Below are 20,037 nucleotides of genomic sequence, written 5' to 3'. Positions count from 1 at the left end.
TTAATTTAATTTTTGTGCAAAAGTAAACGTATAATTTGGAAGCAATTCAGGATGAAAGATTTTGATAAAATCTTTCAATACCAAATCCGGTCGGCTTGGTGCTAATTCATAATAAATGGTTCCTCCTGTTGCACCTAATTTACTTTCAAAAGTATAGACATTTTTAGATTTTGAAGCGTCAAACTGACTGTAATGTGGATTACTATTTGCGAATTCAGCACTACTTTTAAACGAACCTGTTGCAATCCAATAGTGCGCTGTTTTTGCTTTCTCTAATATTTTTTCGAAAGGCAAACTAAGACTTCCTGTTCCTTCAACATTTGCCCACAAATAATTTGCTTTGGCATCTTTCATAAATTGGGCTACCCAGCTGTTTCCTCTTGCTACATACCATGTGTCTTGGTACATAGATCCGTAAAGAACTGTTGCTGTTGGTTTTTTGGTTGCTACCAATTGTATCGCAACATTGTAATTTTTAACGATCTCATCAAAAAGCGTTTTGGCTTCTTTTTCTTTTCCAAATAAAGCACCGTAAAGCTTAATCCATTCTGCTTTTCCTAACGGTGTTTGTTCCATCCAGTCCGCTTGAATGAGTACTTTAAGACCGCTTTTTTGTAAATTATCAATCATCGGATTGTTGTTGTTAACTCCAAAAGTTACAATTAAATTAGGCGCCAATTCAATGAGCTGCTCCACGTTTAATTTTTCGTTTTGTCCGATGTTTTTAACAGCGCCGTCATCAATTAGTTTTCTGGTTTTTTCAGAAGAAACATAATCGGTATGGGGGAAACCCACCAGTGCTTTTTCAACACCCAGCATTTCCAAAAAAGGAATGTTAGTCGTTGAGGTAACGACAATTGATTCTAAAGGAACTGAAATTGTGGTGTATTTTTGTAGGCTGTCCGGAATGCTGCCGTTTTTTTCTTTTAATATATAAGTGAAGTTTTTATTGGCTTCAGGCCAAGGATTTGAAACTGTCACTATTGAATATCCTTCATACTTGTTAATAGAAAGTCCCGAGGCATATTCGATCGTGTTTTTTGAATTTGTACTTTCTTTTACGTTCCTGTTTTCGCTTTTTTTACATCCAACGAAAGTGGAAAAAGAGAAAACAAAAAGGATTAATTTAAAGGTGAATTTCATGTTTTATTTTTCGATAGCAACAAAGGTATACCAAATTTATAAAATTTCTTGTTTATTTTTAGCAGTAAAAAATTCAACAAATACTATCTTTACGAAATGAATAGCATTAAAGTCAAAAACTGTTCTACCTGTGGAACTCCTTTCAATTGTGGAGATACGCTAGAAGGAAGTAAATGCTGGTGCAATGATTTTCCGCCAATTTTCACGCCATCAGAGGTAGTCGATTGCCTTTGTCCAAGTTGCTTTACAACTACTTGTTCCATTAAAATAGAAGAATATGTGGAGTCTGTAACTCCCGAATCAGCAACGCATAATAAAGCTAAAGATTTACCCAAAACGAGTAATATCGTGGAAGGAATTGACTATTACTTAGAAAATGGGAACTATGTTTTTAAAGCTTGGTTTCATCTAAAAAGAGGGCATTGTTGTACCAATGGTTGTAGACATTGTCCGTATAAATAAATAACAATCTACAATTACAATGATATACCTAATAACAGGCGGTGAACGCTCCGGTAAAAGCAATTATGCTGAAAATTTAGCAAAAGGATTGTCAGATAAACCAATGTATGTAGCCACAGCTAGAAAATGGGATGATGATTTCCAAAAGAGAATCGATCGCCATCAAAAAGATCGGGATGAACGATGGATTAATGTCGAAAAAGAAAAGCACTTGAGTGATATTAATTTTTCAGGAAAAGTAGCTATCGTCGATTGTGTTACGCTTTGGTTAACGAACTTTTTTGTAGATACTAAAAATGATGTTGCGTTGTGTTTAGAACAAGCTAAAGCTGAATTTGACGCCATTGCCAATCAAGAAAATGCAACTATAATTATTGTAACCAACGAAATAGGAATGGGCGTTCATGCCGAAACCGATATTGGTAGAAAATTTACTGAACTTCAAGGTTGGATGAATCAATACATTGCTAAAAAGGCCGATACCGTTGTGCTGATGGTTTCTGGAATTCCTGTAACAATAAAAGAAAAAAAATGAAATAGCTATGATTTTACAATATTGAATTCAAAGAAAGTATTGCCTCATAGCGTATTACATGTTCAATTAAAAATCAATAAATAACTACATATGAATTTTCTAACTTCTTGGAGTGGCGGAAAAGACAGCAGTTACGCAATGATGCAAGCAATTCAGCAAGGATTTGTTCCCAAAGTGTTGCTCAATATGATGAATGAAAACGGGAAAGTATCCCGTTCTCATGGGTTGCCTTTGTCTATATTGAATCAGCAAGCCCAAAAAATGGGATTGCCTCTAGAGGGAATTCCTGCAACTTGGGGCGATTATGAAGCCAAGTTTATTGCAGTTTTGAAAAGGCTAAAAACCAAATTTGATTTGGAAGCAGCTGTTTTTGGGGATATTGATTTGCAACCGCATAAAGATTGGGAAGATAAAGTATGTGCCGCAGCTTCGTTAAAAGCAATTTTGCCTTTGTGGCAACAAGACCGAATCGTTTTGGTAAATCAAATGCTTGAAAACGGAATTGTAACGATGATTGTTTCTTGTAATACCATGATGGGAGAGTGTTATCTGGGCAAAATTTTGACTAAAGAATTAGCACAAGAATTATATGAAAAAGGAATAGATCCTTGTGGTGAAAATGGGGAATTTCATACTTTGGTAATTAATTGTCCCTTGTTTTCGGGAGCGATTGAACCGCCTGAATTCAATAAAATTACCCATGAGAATTATTGTTTCATCGTTTGGGAGGCAGGAAGGTAGAATTCAGAAAACATTCTCACAATACCTCCCACATTGACAACTTTTTACGAATATCCAAGTTCCGTAGGAACGGCACATATTGTAGCATCGGATTTTAATCCGTTGGAATAAAAACAAAAAATCATTTTAACATGACTTATTTAGATGAAATTTTAAAATCCCGTCGCGACACCCGGCATTTTACGGAGGATCAAGTACCGGATGCTGTTCTTGAAAAAGCACTGCAAGCGGGACATTGGGCGCCTTCTGTGGGTTTGACCGATGCTACAAAATACTATCTGATCAGGTCGACTGAAATAAAAAAAGCCATTAAAGATTTGTTTTTAGATTATGATGAAAAAGCTGTCGCACTAACAGATGACGAACAACAAAAACAAGCCTACAAAGCCCTAAAGTTAGAAGCTATTGAAGAAGCGCCACTGGGATTAGTCATTTGTTATGATCGTTCGGTTTTGAATAATTTTACCATTGGAACCGTTGGGAGTAATGAATCGGTAAAGTTCAGCTCGGTTTGTGCGGCGCAAAATATTTGGCTATCCTTAACGGAACAAGGCTATTCTATGGGGTGGGTTTCCATATTGAATTACTATCAGTTCAAGCAATTATTGGATTTACCTGAAAACATGGAGCCGTTGGGGTATTTTTGTGTGGGAAAACCGGCTACCAATTATGAGAATCAACCCATGTTGCAACAACTGAATTGGAAACAAAAACAAGAAATTCCATTAGTGGAGGAAATTACTGTTTTGCATCAAAGTAAGGTGGAGAAAGTGTTTTTTGATACTAAAAAAGAAATGGATGCTACTGCTTTCGCAAATGCGTTACAACATAAAATAGACCAAAAAACCAAACCAACGGGTTCTTTAGGAATTTTAGAAGTGCTTGCGAAACAAATAGGAATGGTATTTCAAACTTTAGAGCCAAAAATTATAAAACCCAATCTGGTTGTTTTTGCTGCGGATCACGGAATTGCAAATCATGGAGTAAGTGCCTATCCGCAAGATGTCACCAGACAAATGGTGAATAATTTTTTGATAGGGGGAGCAGCAATCAACGTGTTTTGTAAACAAAATAAGATCCAATTAGCTATAGTAGATGCAGGTGTGAATTATGATTTCCCTATGAATACGAATTTGATTTCGGCAAAAATAGGGAAGGGAACACACTCCTTTTTACAAGGACCTGCCATGAGTAATACAGAACTTGAATTGTGTTTTATCAAAGGAAGCGAGATTGTTGCCACTATTGCAAAAAAGGGCAGTAATTGTATTGGTTTTGGCGAAATGGGTATTGGCAACACAGCTACAGCTTCGGTCTTAATGAGCATTATTTTAGAACTGCCTATTCAAGATTGCGTAGGAAAAGGTACTGGAGTAAATGACGAACAGTTGCTTCAAAAAATCAATATCCTTAAAAAATGCCTTGCTAATTATAATGGTTCGGAGGATCTAGACAGTAAATTAGCTTATTTCGGAGGATTTGAAATCATGCAAATGGTAGGTGGAATGCTTCAGGCAAAAGAAGATAATATGCTGATTCTAGTGGATGGCTTTATTTGTAGTGTTGCTTTTTTAATTGCCTTTAAAAAGAATCCATCCATTATTAAAAATGCTATTTTTTGCCATTCTTCTGCGGAGCAAGGACACCAAAAAATATTAGATTACTTAGGAGTTCGTTCCCTGTTGCAACTTGATTTGCGATTGGGCGAAGGCACGGGTTGCGCGATAGCTTTTCCTATAATTGAGTCGGCTGTAGCATTCTTGAATGACATGGCGAGTTTTGAATCAGCGGGGGTTAGCAGTCGATAAACGGCATTATGCCGGATTGTTGTAGAGACGCACTGCAGTGCGTCTCTACGTGCGTCTCTACAAGAAATAAAATCAAAAATAATTCCAAAAATGAAAAAAGAACTACACATATTTTTTACAGCATTAATGTTTTATACCAGGATTCCATGTCCTCAAAACATCGATCATAATCCGGATTATTTAAATAAAGCGTCTCGTTATTTTCCACTAATTGGTTGGATTGTGGGTAGCGTGGCTTTTGGTGTATATTGCGTTTTTAATTATTTAGTCACTCCTGAAATTGCGGTAATCTTCTCTATGATTGCTTCCGTTTTAGTTACAGGAGCTTTTCATGAAGATGGATTTGCTGATGTTTGCGATGGTTTTGGCGGCGGTTGGACCAAAGAAAAAATCCTGATAATTATGAAAGACAGCGCCATTGGTGCTTATGGAGCAATTGGTTTAGTGCTGTTATTAGTGCTTAAATTTCAAGGGTTGACTCAATTAATTGATGTCTCGGATAATCCTAAATTCATAATTTATAATCCACAATGTATAATTTTATTACTCCTTGTTTCGGCGCATTCCATCAGTCGATTAGCGGCCATTTCAATTGTTTTTACCCATCAATATTCTCGTGAAGACGCTTCCAGTAAAAGCAAACCTATTGCACAAAGTTATTCCTGGAGAGAAGTGGTGGGAGCTTTCTTTTTTGGATTACTTCCATTAGTTATTTGGTCCTATTTTCAGTGGCAAATGCTGTTGGTTTTAATCCCTGTTTTTCTGATTCGATTTTTTTTAGCACGTTATTTTCAGAAGTGGATTGACGGGTATACCGGGGATTGTTTGGGCGCAACCCAACAGGTTTGTGAAGTGGTTTTTTATATATCAGTGATTGCAGTATGGAAGTTTATTTAGTACGGCATACCGAAACGGTTTGCGAAAAAGGAATTTGTTATGGGCAATCTGATGTGAAAATTATGGAGCCTAGTGACGCTGTTTTTAAGTCTGTTTTGAGTCAATTGCCACAAGATGCAACGCTGTATTCCAGTCCTTTGCTTCGCTGTGTGCTTTTGGCAAATTACATCAAAGACAATTCAGGAATTACTACTGTTAACGAAGATTCCCGCTTGCTGGAAATGAATTTTGGCGATTGGGAAATGAAAAATTGGGATGCAATTTCACCAGATGATTTTACACCTTGGATGACTGATTTTGTAAATGTGCGCGTACCCAATGGAGAATCATTTACAGATTTGCATGATCGGGTAATTGATTTTATAAATAATGAACTTCAGACAACCCATTCAAAACCAGTAATTATTGTGGCACATGCAGGAGTGATACGAAGTTTTTTATGTAAAATTTCGGATTTACCTCTTAAAGAGGCTTTTCAGAATAAAGTAGATTTTGGATCTGTAATTAAAATTGAAATAGAATAAAATATTATAATAAAAGTTGTTAAGTGCTTGAATTACTGTTTTTTATTTAAAGTTTACTTCGAAAAGCTTTGTAAAATTGATTTTTAAGTAATTTTAACATTATATTTGCCGCCGTATTGAGGTTGAGGTTTGTTTTTTCAAACCACATTAAAAGGGAAGAGAGTGATTGAAGATTGATGATTAACGATTTTTGATTTCAGAGTTAAAATCTGAATTCATTATTCAAAATTCAAAATTCAAAAATCTCACGCTGTACCCGCAACTGTAAGCTATCAAGCTTGTTGTTATCTACAAAACCACTGAGTTAGCTGAATTTATTTTAGTTTCTTGGGAAGGTAAACAACAAGACGCAAGCCAGGAGACCTGCCTATTACATCGAGTATCAAACTTTCGGGAAAAAAGGTTTGGGTATGGGTCATTCTGTGCTTTTCTCCCAATTTATTAAATTTTTACATTTTTAAAATGAACAAAAAATTCATTCGCTTTAGTGCGGTTGCATTGTTATTTGCAATGAACACGTATGCACAAGACCAAGAGCCAAAACAACTTGATGAGGTGGTTGTTTCTGATTCGAAATTTGCTTTGCCAAAAGAGAAATCAGGAAAAGTGATCGTCAAAATCACTGCCGAAGATTTGAAGAAAAAAGCAGGACAATCAGTAGCTTCAATTTTAAGTACGGTTGCAGGTGTTGAAATTAATGGAAATCAGAGTCGTAATGGTAAAGACCTAGGGCTTTACATTCGAGGCGGGAGAAATCATCAGGTTTTAATTTTGATTGATGGCGTTCCGGTAACCGATGCTTCCGGGATTAGTTTATCGTATGATTTGAGATTACTTCCTGTGGAGCAAATTGAAAGTATTGAGATTATGAAAGGCGCTTCAAGTACTTTATACGGTTCTGGAGCAGCGACTGGTGTTATTAATATTACACTAAAAAAAGCAGGTAAAAAAGCGATTGCAGGAAATGCATATATGAATATTGGTACACAAACAGTTGCTAAAAAAGCAAATTATAATGTACAAGATTACAATCAGGGATTTGCTGTAAATGGAGGTTTTGAAAAAATAAATTATTTTGCCTCTTTAAATAGTACTGAAACAACAGGGATTTCTGAAGCAAAGCCATTAAATTCAAATACTAAATTTGAGAAGGATGATTTTTCAAGAATAAATTCTGTAGTGAAAATTGGTTTTACGCCAACTAAAAAATTATCCTTGGATTTCTTTGCTAATTATGACCGAATGAAAAACGATTTTGATGCAGGTTCGTTTGCAGATGATCTTAAAAACTTCAGTCTTTCGGAGCAATTTAGAGTTGGTTTTTCTCCAAAATACAAATACAATAAAGGAGAATTGGTAATTAATACTGGCGCAAATGTAATCAACCGCGACATCTTTAGTTATGGTTCTTTATTCCAGGCAAAGTCAAGAAGCATTAATGTGGATGCTTTTAATAAATATGAAATTTCATCTCAGTTATTTGTGGTTACTGGAGCACAATTTCAGTTTCACGAAATGTCAAATACAAGCGAGTATGATGCGATTACAACTGAGGTGGCAAAATTTAATATGATTGACCCTTATGTAACGGCTGTTTATAATTCTGACTTTGGATTAAACTTAAATGCAGGAGCACGGTATACTATTCATAGTAAATTCGGGAATAATTTAGTGTATAATGTGAATCCATCGTATAGCTTTTCAGAATCATTAAAAGTTTTGGCTTCTTACAGTACTGCATTTGTTACACCAAGTTTGTACCAATTGTACTCTCCGTATGGTGATTTGAATTTAGCTCCTGAGAAAGACGCCACTGCCGAAGTAGGTTTTGAAGTGAGTTTAGTAAACAAAAAATTAGTTTTAAATGCAGTAGCTTTTCAAAGAGAAGAGGAAGATGCAATAGGATTTGATTTGATGACGTATAAATACTTTAATGTAGCGGGTAAAAACAAAGCAAAAGGTTTTGAAACAATGATTTCTTATGCTTTTAATGACAAAGTAAAATTCAATGCTAATTATACTTTTACGGAATTAGAAAGACAATCTCGTATTCTAAATCCAAAACATAAAGCAAATGCGTCTGTGGATGTGCAAGCAACAACACGTCTAGCCTTTAATCTGGCGTATCAGTTTGTGTCAGACAGATATTTAGAATACGCAACGTATCCGGAACCTACTTATGATCCTGTTTTAAACGCTGAAATTTTGAAAGACTATCAATTAGTAAATGCCAATGCACGTTATGAATTGATCAAAAACAGATTGAATGTTTTTGGTGCAGTTGATAATATTTTGGACAAAGATTTTGTTGAAAGTCGCGGATACAGTACCAGAGGAAGAAATTTTAAAGTAGGGTTGAATTTGGTTTTCTAAAAAACAAAGAAAAATTATTTTAGTTTTAGTCTTAATTCCCGTGCCTTAATTTGGAACGGGTTTTTTGTTGGGAAAAAATCGGATTCTTTAATTTGAAATTATAAAAAAAAGAGGTTTTCAGTGATGAAAGCCTCTTTTTATTTACAATTTTTGAAATCAATATTATTCCAATGCTTTTAAAAGTCCTTCTGGAGCTTTCTCAATATACATTTGATTTTGGATTCCTTTGATTGATTTTGAATCGTTTATAAACTCAAAATCAACTCCTGTATTTTGTTTCAACATTCGAGATGTTCCTGTTATTTTTCCAATAGCAGTTCTCAATAAAGGTTCTGAAGTGTCTCCAAGAACGCCATAAGTGCTAATTGTTTCTTTTAATAAATAATCAGGTTGTAGTCCATTGAAATAATCTCCAAAACCGGTTGAATTTACGATTTTTAACACAATCGGCTGCATGGCGTATCTGTGATTTGGATTTCTGTTTTCGGAGCCAAAAGTAGGAGAGTCATAAAGTGTAACTGACCCAACATTTTTCCCTACAGTTACATCACCAATTTGTATTACATTGATATGAGGCTCCAATCCGTTGATCACTAATTCACTTGCCGATGCTGTGCTTTGAGTAGTCAAGATGTAAACTTTAGTCAAGTTTAAACTGTTTATTGCGGTAGTTCCAATTTTGTCAGTAAAGCTATTTATTAATGCCGCTGGATTTTCAGCTTGAAAATATGCATTAATTTTAGCATTCCATTGTTGTTTAGCAAATACTTGTCCTGTAAATTGTCCGGTAATCATACTCGCTAAACGTGTAGCCGTTTGCACAGAACCACCTCCGTTGTAGCGTAAATCTAAAACTAGGTCCGTAACTCCTTGTGATTTTAGAGAAGCAAAAGCTTCATTCAATTGAGTGTCATAATTAGCATAAAAACCATTGTACATCAAATACCCTATTTTATGTGAACCAGAAGTAATTACTTTGTTGATCAAAATGGGATTTTCGGATAAAACGGTTTTTGTTAACTCTACTGATTTTCCGTTGGCAACAATAGTAGTTCCGTTATAATCCGCTAGATTTAATGTGTACGTTTCGTTTGAACCAAATAATAGAGATTCATAATTACTCAAAGTTAGCTGCGTTCCATTTACGGCAGTAAAAATATCACCACGCTTGATGTTTTTGTTCGACGCATCTGAATTTGCAATGATATAACGTACATAACCAAATATTTCAGTAGTGCTTCCAGGTTTTCTGCTTAAACCAAAATCGACACCATTGTTTTTAGTTGTTCCTTGAAGCGTTCCTTCCAGTTCTAAATAATCATCTACGATCCAACTGAAACGGTCTATGGTTTTGTCAACTCTAAGCGCGTTAAACAAGTCTTCAGGAACGGGATATCCTTTTAGAAATGCATTTAATTCAGTTTGGTCTGCAAATCTATCATCTGATAAATTTGGGACATCTGCCTGCCATAAGTAATATTGGTTCATCCCTTTCCAAATAAAATCTTGGATGTCTAAACTAGCTGGTGGAGCAACATCATCATTATCTTGACAGCTTTGGAAAGTGAAAACTGCTATAAATAATAAAAGCGTAAATTTGAATCTTGTTCTCATGTGTAGGTTTTAATATAATTAACGTAAAAATAGTAACTTTAGTTTTATTTTATGTTTTTTGTTACAAAAATATAAATGAATCGTCTAAATTATATAACCAGTTTAAAAACCTATTTTTTTATGAACCAAAATGAGTTTGTGCTACTCGTCACTCCTTTTAAAGACAAAGTCTTTAGGTTGGCTAAGCGATTGCTCGTGAGCACAGAGGAAGCTGAAGATGCTACTCAGGAAGTTTTGGTAAAATTATGGAATAAAAATGGAAATTTAGCGGAGTACAGCAGTGTAGAAGCATTTGCAATGACAATGACCAAAAATTATTGTTTGGATCAGCTAAAATCGAAAAGAACAGAAAATCTCAAAATCGTTCATACAAATTATGTAGATAGAGAACCGGGTCTCGATAAGAAAATGGAAGACCAGGACAGTTTGGATTGGGTCGATAAAATAATGGATAAATTACCCGTTCAGCAAAGATTAATTATTCAAATGCGGGATATTGAACAATACGAGTTCGAAGAAATTGCAAAAATACTTGACATGAATGAGAGTGCGATTCGGGTGGCGCTTTCAAGAGCAAGGAAAACGATACGGGATTATATGACAGAAACACACAATTATGGAATTAGTTAAAACAGAAGATTTATTAGAAAAATACTTTCAGGGAGAAACCAGTATTGCAGAAGAAAATGAATTACGTAATTATTTTTCTTCATCGAATGTTGCGCAGCATTTAGAACAATACAAACCTATATTTGGGTATTTCTCTCTTGCAAAAGGGCATCAGTTTACGCCAGAAATTTCACTACCAACTAAAAAACGTACTGTTGCGTGGATATCAATTGCGGCTTCGGTTGTTGTTTTGCTGGGAATAGGAACCTATGCTTATTATAGTGCAGATGTTGTACATAAAAACCAGGATTTAGGAACGTATAACGATCCTGAAGAGGCTTTTAGAGCAACCCAAAAAGCATTATCATTATTGTCAGATAATGTAAATGTTGGCATAGAAAGTGTACAGTATATTCAAGAATATCAAACCACAAAAGACAAAATATTCATCACTACTAAAAAACAGTCTGGTGGTTCTTAATTGCCTTGAGTAAACCGAAAAAAAACAAAAAATAATAATTTTAAACGATAACAATTTAAAAAAATGAAATCAACAATCAACACTAACAAAATGAACAATAATTTCAATAAGAGTAAAAAGTTTATACTGACATTAGTATTTACATTAGTTTCAAGCACCTTTTTTGCACAAGCGATTTTTGATAAATTCGACGGGCAAGAAGGCGTAACATCAATCATTGTCAATAAAAAAATGTTTGATTTGATGAGTAAAGTAAAAATGGATGCTTCAGATAAAGAAACACAGCAATACTTGAGTTTGATAAAGAAACTGGATGATTTGAAGGTATTTACCACTAAAAGTACCAGAATAGAAGGTGAAATGAAAGTTGTGGCCGATAAATACATAAAAACGGCAGGATTAGAAGAACTGATGCGTGTGAATGAAGACGGCAGAAGCATTAAAATCCTAGTAAAATCAGGATCGAGTGATTCTCAAATAAGAGAATTGTTTATGTTTATTGAAGGTGCTAAAAATGACGATACGGTTTTAATGTCTTTGAAAGGTAATTTCGATTTGAATGAAATTTCAGTTCTTACCAATAAGATGAAAATTCCTGGCGGAGAAGATTTGAAGAAAGCAACCAAAGGAAAAAAATAAGATGAAAACAGTTTATGGATTAGCACTGCTATTGAGTTTGTTTCTCGTGAGCTGTAACTCGGAACCGACCTTGCAAAAGTATTTTGTAGAAAATACCGAAAACAAAAATTTTATCGCTCTTGATGTCTCACCTAATATCCTGAACGTTGATAAAACAAAATTATCAATTGCACAGAGTGATGCTTTGAAGTCTTTTGACAAGATGAATGTTTTGGCTTTCAAATTAAACGATACGAATAAAGCGGAATTTGAAATAGAACGTGCCAAAGTTAATTTGATTTTAAAAGACAAAAAATACCAACAGCTTATGAAGTTTGGTTCTGGAAAAGAAGGCGCTTCGGTTAGCTTCGTAGGAACTGATGATCACATTGAAGAGTTTGTGTTTTTTGCGAATAAAAAGGAAACTGGTTTTGCTGTTGTTCGAATTTTGGGCAAGGATATGAATCCGACTAATATTATGACTATGATGAGCGTTTTGCAGCAATCTAATATTGATTTAGAGCAGTTGAAGCCTTTGCAGCAATTAATGAAATAAACGAACCATATTTCAACTTTGCTAAACTACTTCTAGAGGGATAAAAAAAGGCTCGCCTGGATTAAAATCTTTAGCGAGCCTTTAAAAAAAAAACTTATTTCTGATTCTCTAAACGGTAGGAAGTTGTTTCGGTGTAGGTTTTTCCGAATTGATCGGTTGCTTTAATCTCGATAGTATGTATTCCTATTTCCAGATTTGTCGGAACTTTTCCTTTCCAAAGATGCTTGCTTTCGATAGGATTTGACGAGCGTCTTCCTGGAAATAATTCTTCAGTTAAATCCCATTCATAAACCTCATTCGCATAGGAAGGATCTATTTCCTCTACATACTCCATTGTTTTCCATTCGCCTTGGTCTACGCGGTATTGAAGAGTGTCATTTTTACTTCCCATAAAGAAATTTACATATATTCCGGATCGGGTAGACCGGCCTTTTTCAACTACTTTGGGCGCGAAAACGTCCATTTGGTAGGTTTTAGGTTGACCCGCTACTTTATAATCCAAACTGTATTGATTTCCTTTGAAATTAATAAAAGCATATCCTTTTGGCGTTCCATCGCGCATGGTCGAAACAGGAACCCCCTCGGAATTCAGTTTTCCGGAATACCAATCTCCGGAAGTCGTTCCAACATTGTAATGATGGTGTGGTTTTTCCTGCAACCAGCCTTCGGTTTTGCCAAAGTAATCTTGGCGTTGAATGTGGGTATGAGCAGAAAGAGAAAGAGTATTTGGAAAATCTTTTAATAAATGAAATAGTTTCTCTCGATCCGCATCTCTAAATGAATCACCCTCGGTTTCACTTATCGGAATGTGAAAAGCCAACACTATTAAATACTCTTTTGGAACCAATTTCAAATCATTGGCAATAAACTGCAACTGATTTGGTGTAAAACCACCCCAGTACCCTTTTTGATTTCGGGGATCGGGATAGAGCACATTATCCATTACTATAAAATGCACTTTCCCATAATTGAAGGCGTAATTGGCAGGGCCAAAATGCGCTTCATAAGTTTCATCGGCCATTTCGTCTGCGGTGGCATCAAAATTAAGATCGTGGTTTCCTAGTAAATTGTACCACGGAATCCCCGCTTTTTTTACCGCTTTAATATATGGATTGAAAAGAGAAAGATCATTTCCCACTAAATCGCCTAAACTCAATCCGAAAGGGACATTTTTAATTCCTTCTACTTCAGCGACAATTCCTTTGGCAAAAAAGTCGACTTCCGCTTGAGTGTAAGGTTGCGGATCTCCAAAAATAAGGGCTGTAAACTCTTGATTTTCCTGTTGAGGAACCAAACCAAAATCAACTGATTTAGGTAGTTTTCCCGTTGGATTCACTCCTTTAAATTTTGACAGAGGAGAACCTTTGGGTTTGTGATTGTAAAAAAACTGAGGCAGATTATTTTCATTTATGCCTACTTTATAGTTGGCGGGTTTTATAACGGCTATGATCGCATCGTCACTAATAGGCAGGATGTATTTGCCTTTTTCATCGGTGAGAACCACTTCCAGACCATTGGTTACGGAAACATTGGCAATTCCTTTTTCATTTCGTTCTTTTTTGCCGTTTTGATTGTGGTCTTCAAAAACAAAGCCCTGAACGTTGGTTTGTGCCATAGTTCCTATTGAAAATAGCAAAGCACAAATAGATAATGTTGATTTTCTCATCGTTTATTAATTTTAATTAAGATTTTATTTGTCCCACCAAACTTTAGTGTTGATATCATCTGTACCCAACATTTCTACTGCTTTGAGGTAATTTTGCTGATTGTTGATTTGAATGCTGGTTGGATAGAAAAAACGAGAAGGCATGAGTCCATTATTTTGCATGGCAGTCGTTTTTGGAAGAATAGGAAATCCTGTTCTACGGTATTCAAACCATTGTTGGTAATCAATAAAATAAAGTGCATAATACTTTTGAAGCATGATTTTTTCTAAAGTACCATCATAAGCCGCTACAGAATTTTCGAAATAAGTAGTGGGTATTTGGGCTCCCAATTGCTCCATGGCTGCCTGAACTCCTTTTTTATAATGCGATTCGGCATCCGTAGTGAATCCTCTTTGTGCCATTTCGGCTTTTATAAAGGCTACTTCGGCATAAGTCATCAAGAAAATATTCATTGGATTGGTTATCTGAGCGGCATTAAAAGTAGACGCATTGTAAGCAAACTGAGATTCAGCACCAGCATACGCACTTGGAATTCCTTTGTAGCCTATGGAAACATTATTCAAGTCTCGGGCAAGACCTGCAATAACTGTTCTTCGGGGATCAGTCATAGTGTTGAGATTGTCTATAAAAAAGGAAGCTATTTTTACGTTTAAACTAAAATCCTGCGGTCTTCCCCAAGGAGACACATTAGGGGTTACTCCAGTAACTTTCAGGATGGCAGATTCGGATGTGTTTTCAAAAACAGGAAATTGTGTTGGATTTTGAATCATCGTTGCCAATTTTTGAAAAGAATTGGTTTCTGTACGGTTGGAGATTCTCAACAACAAACGCATTCGAAGGGAATTAGTGAATTTTCTCCATTTAGTGACATTGTTTTGAAAGAGGATGTCACTGGCATAAATCATTGGAGTAGCGGTATTGTACAGGATATTGGCTCGCTCTAAATCAGCTAAAATCGTGGTGTAAATCAATTCCTGAGAATCAAATGCCGGGTAGAGATTGCCTTCCTCTCCACTTACGGCTTCGGTCATGGGAACCGGTCCAAAAATATCCGTAAGGTTAGCATACACCCAAGCATTTAACGTCAGTGCAATCGCTTCATAATTGCGATCTTCTGCCCGAATGGCTGCGGCCTTCATTTCCTTGATGTTATTGAGCCATTTGTAATAATTTGACCAGGAGGAATAGCCTATTTCCTGACTTAAATCATAGCGGTGAAGCCCTCCGGAAACGCTGGGGAAGGGTAACGATACCTGCATTAAATCGAAAGTGACACTTGCACTTCGGTTGGCGTTGTGTGTAGCCAGACCATAAATGATGGGGTTTATTAAAGTTCCCGGACTTATTTCGGCAATCCGATTTGGATCTTCATTGAGTTCACTAAAATCGCCAGTGCAAGCAAAATTCAGCAGTATTAGAACTAAAGTTGCAGTAAAAATTTTTATCTTTTTCATCTTTAAATAATAGTTTAGAAATTCACTTTTAAGTTAAAACCATAGGTAGCCGGAGTCGGCATTTGACCCATTTCGATACCCGGTAAAATAGTATCTCCATTTAAGGCTGCCGTTTCCGGATCGAAAATAGGAAAGTCAGAAAGCACCGCTAAGTCTCTACCGAAAACAGATAGATCTAAGCTTGTTATGCCTGTGTTTTTTAGCCAAGCAGATGAGATGCTGTATTGCAGACTTACTTCTCGCAATTTCACATAGGAAGCTTCAAAAGCATTGGATTCGATATTGGCTCTACGGTAATAACGGGCGTACCAGTCTGGAGTCAGTGCTTCAGTGGTGTTTTGGGAATAGGTGCCGTCTGCATTTAAAACAACTCCTTCTCCTACAATCACTCCTTCTTCACGTCCTTTCATAGTGGACATTAGTTTTCCCATTTCAGATAGTTTATGATGCGTTTGAGAATAAATTATACCACCAAGTTGACCATCCAGCATGATATTTAAACCTAGATTTCCAAATTTAAAGCTGTTGTATAATCCTGCTCTCCAATCGGGTGTCGCGTCGCCTATGTATTGAATTTCATCCGGATAAGCTGGCAAGCCCGCATTGTCATATACAATTTGTCCGTCAGGAGAGCGTACAAAACCATACCCGTAAATAGCGGTTGTTGTACCACCTTCTTTAGCAATTAAAGTTGCTGTACCTCCTGACCCAATGGTTTGTTGACCCTGAATGCCATCGGCAAGTTCCATTACGCGATTCCAGTTTTTAGACCAGGTTAGGGTTGTAGACCACTTAAATTTATCCATATTGACGATTTTTCCGGTTAGGGTGAGTTCGATACCTCGATTTCGAACTTCACCTGAATTCATGATCCCGGAACTGAATCCCGTTGTGATGTCTAAGGGAACAGAAATGATTTGGTTTTTAGTCGTTGTCTGATACACCGTTGCATCAAAATTGATTCTGTTTTTGAATAATCGTCCTTCAAAACCAGTTTCAAAACTAGTGGTGATTTCCGGTTTAAAATTGGCATTGTACAACGTAGATGGCGCTACTGCGGAACTGGCAAAGGCAGATTGATCGTAGTATTTACTGGTTCTGTACGGATCAGTATCGTTACCCACCTGAGCAATAGATAATCGGTATTTGAAATATTCTAAGGATTTAGGTAAATTGAAGATTTCAGAAAGAATAAAACTGGTATTTACCGATGGGTAAAAGAAGGAGTTGTTTTGTACCGGTAACGTACTGGACCAGTCGTTTCTTCCGGTTAAATCCAAGAAAATTTGATCTTTAAAAGAGAAGGAGAACAGTCCGTATAAACTGTTGACTTTTTTATAACTGTCGTTGACACTGATGATGGGAGTGCTGACCCCGTTTGCCAATTTGTACACATCAGGAACGACCAAGCCTTCAACAGCGGCATCCATTCTTTGGTATTTATAGCTCATAGCATTTCCTCCAGCCGAAGCCGAAAAAGAAAAATGCTCTGACAGCTTATTTTTATAGGTGAATAAAAAATCAGAATTTACTTCCTGCATAAAAACATCCTGAGTTTTAAAAAATCCTTTTGCATAGCGATTGATGCTATAAGGTCTTTTTTGTTCGCGATCTTGATGATATGTGTTTAAAGCAGTTCTCAGTAAAAGATCTAAATTAGGAGCTAACTGGATTGTGGCATTCAAATTACCTACGATTTGATTACTCGCTAAAGAGTTTGTTGCTTCATTGGCAATTAAATAAGGGTTGTCAATGTAACTGCTGAAAGGTTGTAGTTGTTGAATTTGATTCTGACCTTGTTTCCAAATGGGTTTGTACCAATCGAGATCTACATTTGGATTTTGGAAAATTGTAAAGTAGGCGATTGAACCATTATTATAACCGGTACTCGGTAAATTCTCACTGTCTCTGTTGTTGTAATTGATAACCGAAGCAATTTTGATTTTATCCGATATTTTATAATCAGCATTTACAGAGGCTGTCATTCTTTCAAATCCAGTATTGGGCATAATCCATTCATTTTTTGAATGGCCAATAGACATTCTCATGGATCCATTTTTATCTCCTCCCTGAAGCGTAATGCTATTGTTTATAGTAGTTCCGGTACGCCAAAAATCTTTAATGTTATTTTTGTAAGGAATCCAAGGTGTTCTTTCTGTTCCCTGTGTTTGTGTTACGGGATCGTATTGAAAATAGGACTGTCCGTCAAATTTTGGACCCCAAGCGCTACTGGTAGAACCTGTATTGTTTCCATCGGCAGAACTTAAATAGGAATAATATGGATCACCACTTTTGTTAAATGATTTTCCGGTACCCTGGCCGTATTCATATTGGTAATCAGGCCAACGCTGAATGACATCAAAAGTGATTCCCGTGTTGTAGCTAATTCCAAGACCTTTATTTTTTTTACCGGATTTGGTGGTAATAATTAAAGCGCCATTCGCAGCACGACTTCCATAAAGAGCAGTTGCTCCAGGACCTTTTAAGACCGTTACATTTTCGATATCATCCAGATTAAGATCTGAAATACCGTTGCCAAAATCAACAGGAGAATCACTGCCCATATACGCACTATCCGATCCTGAACTGGTTATTTTACTGTTGATGGGAACCCCATCTACAACAATTAAGGCATTATTACCATTGGGATTCAGTGAATTATTGCCTCTTAAGGTAATTTGTTGGGAATTTAAAGGACCGGACCCTGAGGAAACGATATTCAAACCGGCTACTTTTCCTTTTAAACCGGAAGACCAGTTGTTCGGAGCGGTTTGTGCCAAGTTATCGGCACTAATGGTTTGTTGCGAAAAACCCAATTGTTTTTCCTGTCTTTTAATTCCTAATGCAGTTACCACTACTTCGTTGAGCGCATTGGTGTTCTCAATTAAGCGGATTACTTGTAAAGCAGAATTATTTGCAGGTACTTCTTTGTCATCAAAACCCATATAGGAAATGACTAAGATCGCATTAGCAGTGGATGTGTTTAGACTAAAATTCCCATCAAAATCAGTTGTAGTGCTGTTTGTAGTTCCTTTTTCTAAAACGGTTGCTCCAGGTAAAGGTAACCCATGAGAATCATTCACTTTTCCGCGGATGAGCTGCTGGATAGAAGGGGATTTGGTAACAGAAATAGTATTGCTAATTCGATTAAATAGGAAACCTGTTTTGGCTGTAATTTTACTTAAAATAGTGTTTATACTTTGCTTGTTTACCAACAAAGTTACACGTTGTTTTGAGGCGGAGATTTTTTCATCAAAAAGGAAGGTATAGTTTGTTTTTTTTTCCAAAATGTCAAATACTTCTATGATTCCCACTTCTCTTAGATCCAGAGATAAATTTCCGGGCTCTTTATTGGAAACGAAGGAAGCTGCATCAACTTCAGAAAATAAAAAGAAGCAGCTTAATAAATAAATACATTTTTTTAATTTCAAGGGGATTAGAAATTGGATTTTAAAATTCATCAGAATAGTTTTTTAATATTTTTTGTTTTAGTTCAAGAGGAATCCTCTTATTTGTGAATCTTCATAGTTTTGAATCTTGATTTTTTACTCTTATATGAATTTTGTTTGGGGTTATAAAATCTATTTTAAGTTGTTTTACCACTGCAATACTTTGGAGGATAGTGGACAAGTTTTCCTCTTTAAACTTCCCGGATATTCGGAGTTCACGTAAATCATTAGAATCAAAAAGTATAGAGACATCGAATTTGTTTTCTAATGTTTCTGCCACTTCACCAAGAGTTGAATTTTTAAAAATCATTCTGTTTTTGGTCCAAGCCAAAAAATCTTCTTTCGTATCTTCTGAAAGAACAGGAAGTATTGATTTTGAAAAGTGAAGTTGTTGGTTTTTGGTAAGAATTAATTTCCAATGGGTTTTTTTTGTCGAATTCACTTCAACCTGACCTGTGAGAACGCTTATTTGGTTAGGATGATTTTTATAAGCCTTAATCGTAAAAGAAGTGCCTAAAACTTTAGTTTCAAATTGTTCTGTTTTGACGATAAAGGGACTGCTGGGATTTTTTACGACTTTAAAATACGCTTCTCCTTTGAGGATTAGTTTTCGGTTGTCAATGAAGTCAGTCGAGTAGGTGACGCTACTGTTAGCATTTAGTATTAGCTGACTTCCATCAGGCAGAGAGAGTGTTTTTATTTCCCCTTTTGTAGCGGATTGGGTTATGAGATTTTTACGTGTTGATTGGGTTGTCAAGAAAGAAATTCCAAGCAAAACAAGCACAATTGCTGCTATTGTAGCTGTTTTAAAATATAAAGATCGAAGTTTTCCTTTAGGCTTATTAATTTCACTATTTATTTTATGCAGTATTGCATTCCTTTTTTCTTCGGTTAAAGAAAGGATTATAGTGTTTTGCTCTTTTTCCGTTTGTTTTAAGAAGAAGGTTTCTACGGCTTCTTTTTCGGATAAGGAACATTTATTTTGGGCATATTTTTGGGCTAATGTGATGAAGTCTTCTTTTTGCAAAATGGGTCTTTTTACTATAAGTACCCGCTTGTATTCTTTTTGCGTAGTAAAAAATCTAGTCTTAAAGATTTGTTAACAA

The 20,037-nt window shown here is 35.9% G+C and carries 17 protein-coding genes and 1 riboswitch; of the genes, 11 read left to right on the top strand and 6 right to left on the bottom strand.

Translation table 11 applies throughout. The features are described 5' to 3' along the window. Nucleotides 1–1,143, bottom strand: coding sequence for an ABC transporter substrate-binding protein (locus ACNQGD_RS08425; protein WP_417998992.1), 1,143 nt, complete (start codon nt 1,141–1,143; stop codon nt 1–3). Between the two features lie 96 nt (nt 1,144–1,239). Here ACNQGD_RS08425 and ACNQGD_RS08420 point away from each other — a divergent pair, with 96 nt between their 5' ends. The 7 genes from ACNQGD_RS08420 to ACNQGD_RS08390 all read left to right on the top strand — a co-directional run bounded on the left by ACNQGD_RS08420 (nt 1,240) and on the right by ACNQGD_RS08390 (nt 8,483). Continuing rightward, nucleotides 1,240–1,605, top strand: coding sequence for a DUF5522 domain-containing protein (locus ACNQGD_RS08420; RefSeq protein WP_417998991.1), 366 nt, complete (start codon nt 1,240–1,242; stop codon nt 1,603–1,605). Nucleotides 1,606–1,624: 19 nt separating this feature from the next. Further along, nucleotides 1,625–2,140 (top strand): bifunctional adenosylcobinamide kinase/adenosylcobinamide-phosphate guanylyltransferase, encoded by a 516-nt coding sequence (gene cobU, locus ACNQGD_RS08415; protein WP_417998990.1) that lies wholly within the window; start codon nt 1,625–1,627, stop codon nt 2,138–2,140. Nucleotides 2,141–2,230: 90 nt separating this feature from the next. Further along, on the top strand, nt 2,231–2,881 hold the full coding sequence (locus tag ACNQGD_RS08410) for a Dph6-related ATP pyrophosphatase (protein WP_417998989.1): 651 nt from the start codon (nt 2,231–2,233) through the stop codon (nt 2,879–2,881). 131 nt (nt 2,882–3,012) lie between these two features. After that, nucleotides 3,013–4,689 (top strand): nicotinate-nucleotide--dimethylbenzimidazole phosphoribosyltransferase, encoded by a 1,677-nt coding sequence (gene cobT / locus ACNQGD_RS08405; RefSeq protein ID WP_417998988.1) that lies wholly within the window; start codon nt 3,013–3,015, stop codon nt 4,687–4,689. 90 nt (nt 4,690–4,779) lie between these two features. Then, nucleotides 4,780–5,586: an adenosylcobinamide-GDP ribazoletransferase gene (locus ACNQGD_RS08400; protein WP_417998987.1), complete on the top strand. Its 807-nt coding sequence runs from the start codon at nt 4,780–4,782 to the stop codon at nt 5,584–5,586. Further along, nucleotides 5,571–6,110 carry an alpha-ribazole phosphatase gene (gene cobC / locus ACNQGD_RS08395; RefSeq protein ID WP_417998986.1) on the top strand — a complete coding sequence of 180 codons (540 nt, stop codon included), beginning with the start codon at nt 5,571–5,573 and terminating at the stop codon, nt 6,108–6,110. The genes ACNQGD_RS08400 and cobC overlap by 16 nt, the downstream gene beginning before the upstream one ends. Nucleotides 6,111–6,218: 108 nt before the next feature. Beyond that, nucleotides 6,219–6,496, top strand: a riboswitch (cobalamin riboswitch). Between the two features lie 76 nt (nt 6,497–6,572). After that, nucleotides 6,573–8,483, top strand: a complete 1,911-nt coding sequence (locus tag ACNQGD_RS08390) for a TonB-dependent receptor plug domain-containing protein (RefSeq protein ID WP_417998985.1) — start codon at nt 6,573–6,575, stop codon at nt 8,481–8,483. 162 nt (nt 8,484–8,645) lie between these two features. Here ACNQGD_RS08390 and ACNQGD_RS08385 read toward each other — a convergent pair whose 3' ends face one another. Beyond that, nucleotides 8,646–10,097 carry a S41 family peptidase gene (locus ACNQGD_RS08385; protein WP_417998984.1) on the bottom strand — a complete coding sequence of 484 codons (1,452 nt, stop codon included), beginning with the start codon at nt 10,095–10,097 and terminating at the stop codon, nt 8,646–8,648. Nucleotides 10,098–10,217: 120 nt separating this feature from the next. On the opposite strand from ACNQGD_RS08385, the gene ACNQGD_RS08380 reads away from it, so the two are divergent. The 4 genes from ACNQGD_RS08380 to ACNQGD_RS08365 all read left to right on the top strand — a co-directional run bounded on the left by ACNQGD_RS08380 (nt 10,218) and on the right by ACNQGD_RS08365 (nt 12,361). Continuing rightward, nucleotides 10,218–10,727 (top strand): RNA polymerase sigma factor, encoded by a 510-nt coding sequence (locus ACNQGD_RS08380; RefSeq protein ID WP_417999186.1) that lies wholly within the window; start codon nt 10,218–10,220, stop codon nt 10,725–10,727. Further along, complete coding sequence (locus tag ACNQGD_RS08375) at nt 10,714–11,187, top strand: hypothetical protein (protein WP_417998983.1); 474 nt, start codon at nt 10,714–10,716, stop codon at nt 11,185–11,187. Before ACNQGD_RS08380 ends, ACNQGD_RS08375 begins: the two co-directional genes overlap by 14 nt. A 63-nt stretch (nt 11,188–11,250) precedes the next feature. After that, complete coding sequence (locus ACNQGD_RS08370) at nt 11,251–11,826, top strand: DUF4252 domain-containing protein (protein WP_417998982.1); 576 nt, start codon at nt 11,251–11,253, stop codon at nt 11,824–11,826. Between the two features lies 1 nt (nt 11,827). Next, nucleotides 11,828–12,361, top strand: coding sequence for a DUF4252 domain-containing protein (locus tag ACNQGD_RS08365; protein WP_417993997.1), 534 nt, complete (start codon nt 11,828–11,830; stop codon nt 12,359–12,361). Nucleotides 12,362–12,455: 94 nt separating this feature from the next. Here the strand turns inward: ACNQGD_RS08365 and ACNQGD_RS08360 are convergent, their stop codons facing one another. The 4 genes from ACNQGD_RS08360 to ACNQGD_RS08345 all read right to left on the bottom strand — a co-directional run bounded on the left by ACNQGD_RS08360 (nt 12,456) and on the right by ACNQGD_RS08345 (nt 19,958). Further along, nucleotides 12,456–14,027 (bottom strand): calcineurin-like phosphoesterase C-terminal domain-containing protein, encoded by a 1,572-nt coding sequence (locus ACNQGD_RS08360; RefSeq protein ID WP_417998981.1) that lies wholly within the window; start codon nt 14,025–14,027, stop codon nt 12,456–12,458. Between the two features lie 24 nt (nt 14,028–14,051). Then, nucleotides 14,052–15,482, bottom strand: a complete 1,431-nt coding sequence (locus tag ACNQGD_RS08355; protein ID WP_417998980.1) for a SusD/RagB family nutrient-binding outer membrane lipoprotein — start codon at nt 15,480–15,482, stop codon at nt 14,052–14,054. Nucleotides 15,483–15,496: 14 nt separating this feature from the next. Beyond that, nucleotides 15,497–18,943 carry a SusC/RagA family TonB-linked outer membrane protein gene (locus ACNQGD_RS08350; protein ID WP_417998979.1) on the bottom strand — a complete coding sequence of 1,149 codons (3,447 nt, stop codon included), beginning with the start codon at nt 18,941–18,943 and terminating at the stop codon, nt 15,497–15,499. Between the two features lie 61 nt (nt 18,944–19,004). Further along, complete coding sequence (locus tag ACNQGD_RS08345) at nt 19,005–19,958, bottom strand: FecR family protein (RefSeq protein ID WP_417998978.1); 954 nt, start codon at nt 19,956–19,958, stop codon at nt 19,005–19,007. Nucleotides 19,959–20,037 lie beyond the last annotated feature (79 nt).

Origin of the sequence: Flavobacterium glucosi (assembly GCF_048286535.1) — a bacterium.
Taxonomy (GTDB): domain Bacteria; phylum Bacteroidota; class Bacteroidia; order Flavobacteriales; family Flavobacteriaceae; genus Flavobacterium.
This window is presented reverse-complemented; position numbering and strand designations above follow the sequence as displayed.

What these genes read in the sequence shown, in the direction of transcription:
- ACNQGD_RS08360 (WP_417998981.1), bottom strand. Translation starts at nt 14,027, where the DNA reads ATGAGAAAATCAACATTATCTATTTGTGCTTTGCTATTTTCAATAGGA.
- cobU (WP_417998990.1), top strand. Translation starts at nt 1,625, where the DNA reads ATGATATACCTAATAACAGGCGGTGAACGCTCCGGTAAAAGCAATTAT.
- ACNQGD_RS08380 (WP_417999186.1), top strand. Translation starts at nt 10,218, where the DNA reads ATGAACCAAAATGAGTTTGTGCTACTCGTCACTCCTTTTAAAGACAAA.
- ACNQGD_RS08420 (WP_417998991.1), top strand. Translation starts at nt 1,240, where the DNA reads ATGAATAGCATTAAAGTCAAAAACTGTTCTACCTGTGGAACTCCTTTC.
- ACNQGD_RS08385 (WP_417998984.1), bottom strand. Translation starts at nt 10,097, where the DNA reads ATGAGAACAAGATTCAAATTTACGCTTTTATTATTTATAGCAGTTTTC.
- ACNQGD_RS08350 (WP_417998979.1), bottom strand. Translation starts at nt 18,943, where the DNA reads ATGAATTTTAAAATCCAATTTCTAATCCCCTTGAAATTAAAAAAATGT.
- ACNQGD_RS08355 (WP_417998980.1), bottom strand. Translation starts at nt 15,482, where the DNA reads ATGAAAAAGATAAAAATTTTTACTGCAACTTTAGTTCTAATACTGCTG.
- cobC (WP_417998986.1), top strand. Translation starts at nt 5,571, where the DNA reads ATGGAAGTTTATTTAGTACGGCATACCGAAACGGTTTGCGAAAAAGGA.
- ACNQGD_RS08410 (WP_417998989.1), top strand. Translation starts at nt 2,231, where the DNA reads ATGAATTTTCTAACTTCTTGGAGTGGCGGAAAAGACAGCAGTTACGCA.
- ACNQGD_RS08400 (WP_417998987.1), top strand. Translation starts at nt 4,780, where the DNA reads ATGAAAAAAGAACTACACATATTTTTTACAGCATTAATGTTTTATACC.
- ACNQGD_RS08390 (WP_417998985.1), top strand. Translation starts at nt 6,573, where the DNA reads ATGAACAAAAAATTCATTCGCTTTAGTGCGGTTGCATTGTTATTTGCA.
- cobT (WP_417998988.1), top strand. Translation starts at nt 3,013, where the DNA reads ATGACTTATTTAGATGAAATTTTAAAATCCCGTCGCGACACCCGGCAT.
- ACNQGD_RS08370 (WP_417998982.1), top strand. Translation starts at nt 11,251, where the DNA reads ATGAAATCAACAATCAACACTAACAAAATGAACAATAATTTCAATAAG.
- ACNQGD_RS08375 (WP_417998983.1), top strand. Translation starts at nt 10,714, where the DNA reads ATGGAATTAGTTAAAACAGAAGATTTATTAGAAAAATACTTTCAGGGA.
- ACNQGD_RS08365 (WP_417993997.1), top strand. Translation starts at nt 11,828, where the DNA reads ATGAAAACAGTTTATGGATTAGCACTGCTATTGAGTTTGTTTCTCGTG.
- ACNQGD_RS08425 (WP_417998992.1), bottom strand. Translation starts at nt 1,143, where the DNA reads ATGAAATTCACCTTTAAATTAATCCTTTTTGTTTTCTCTTTTTCCACT.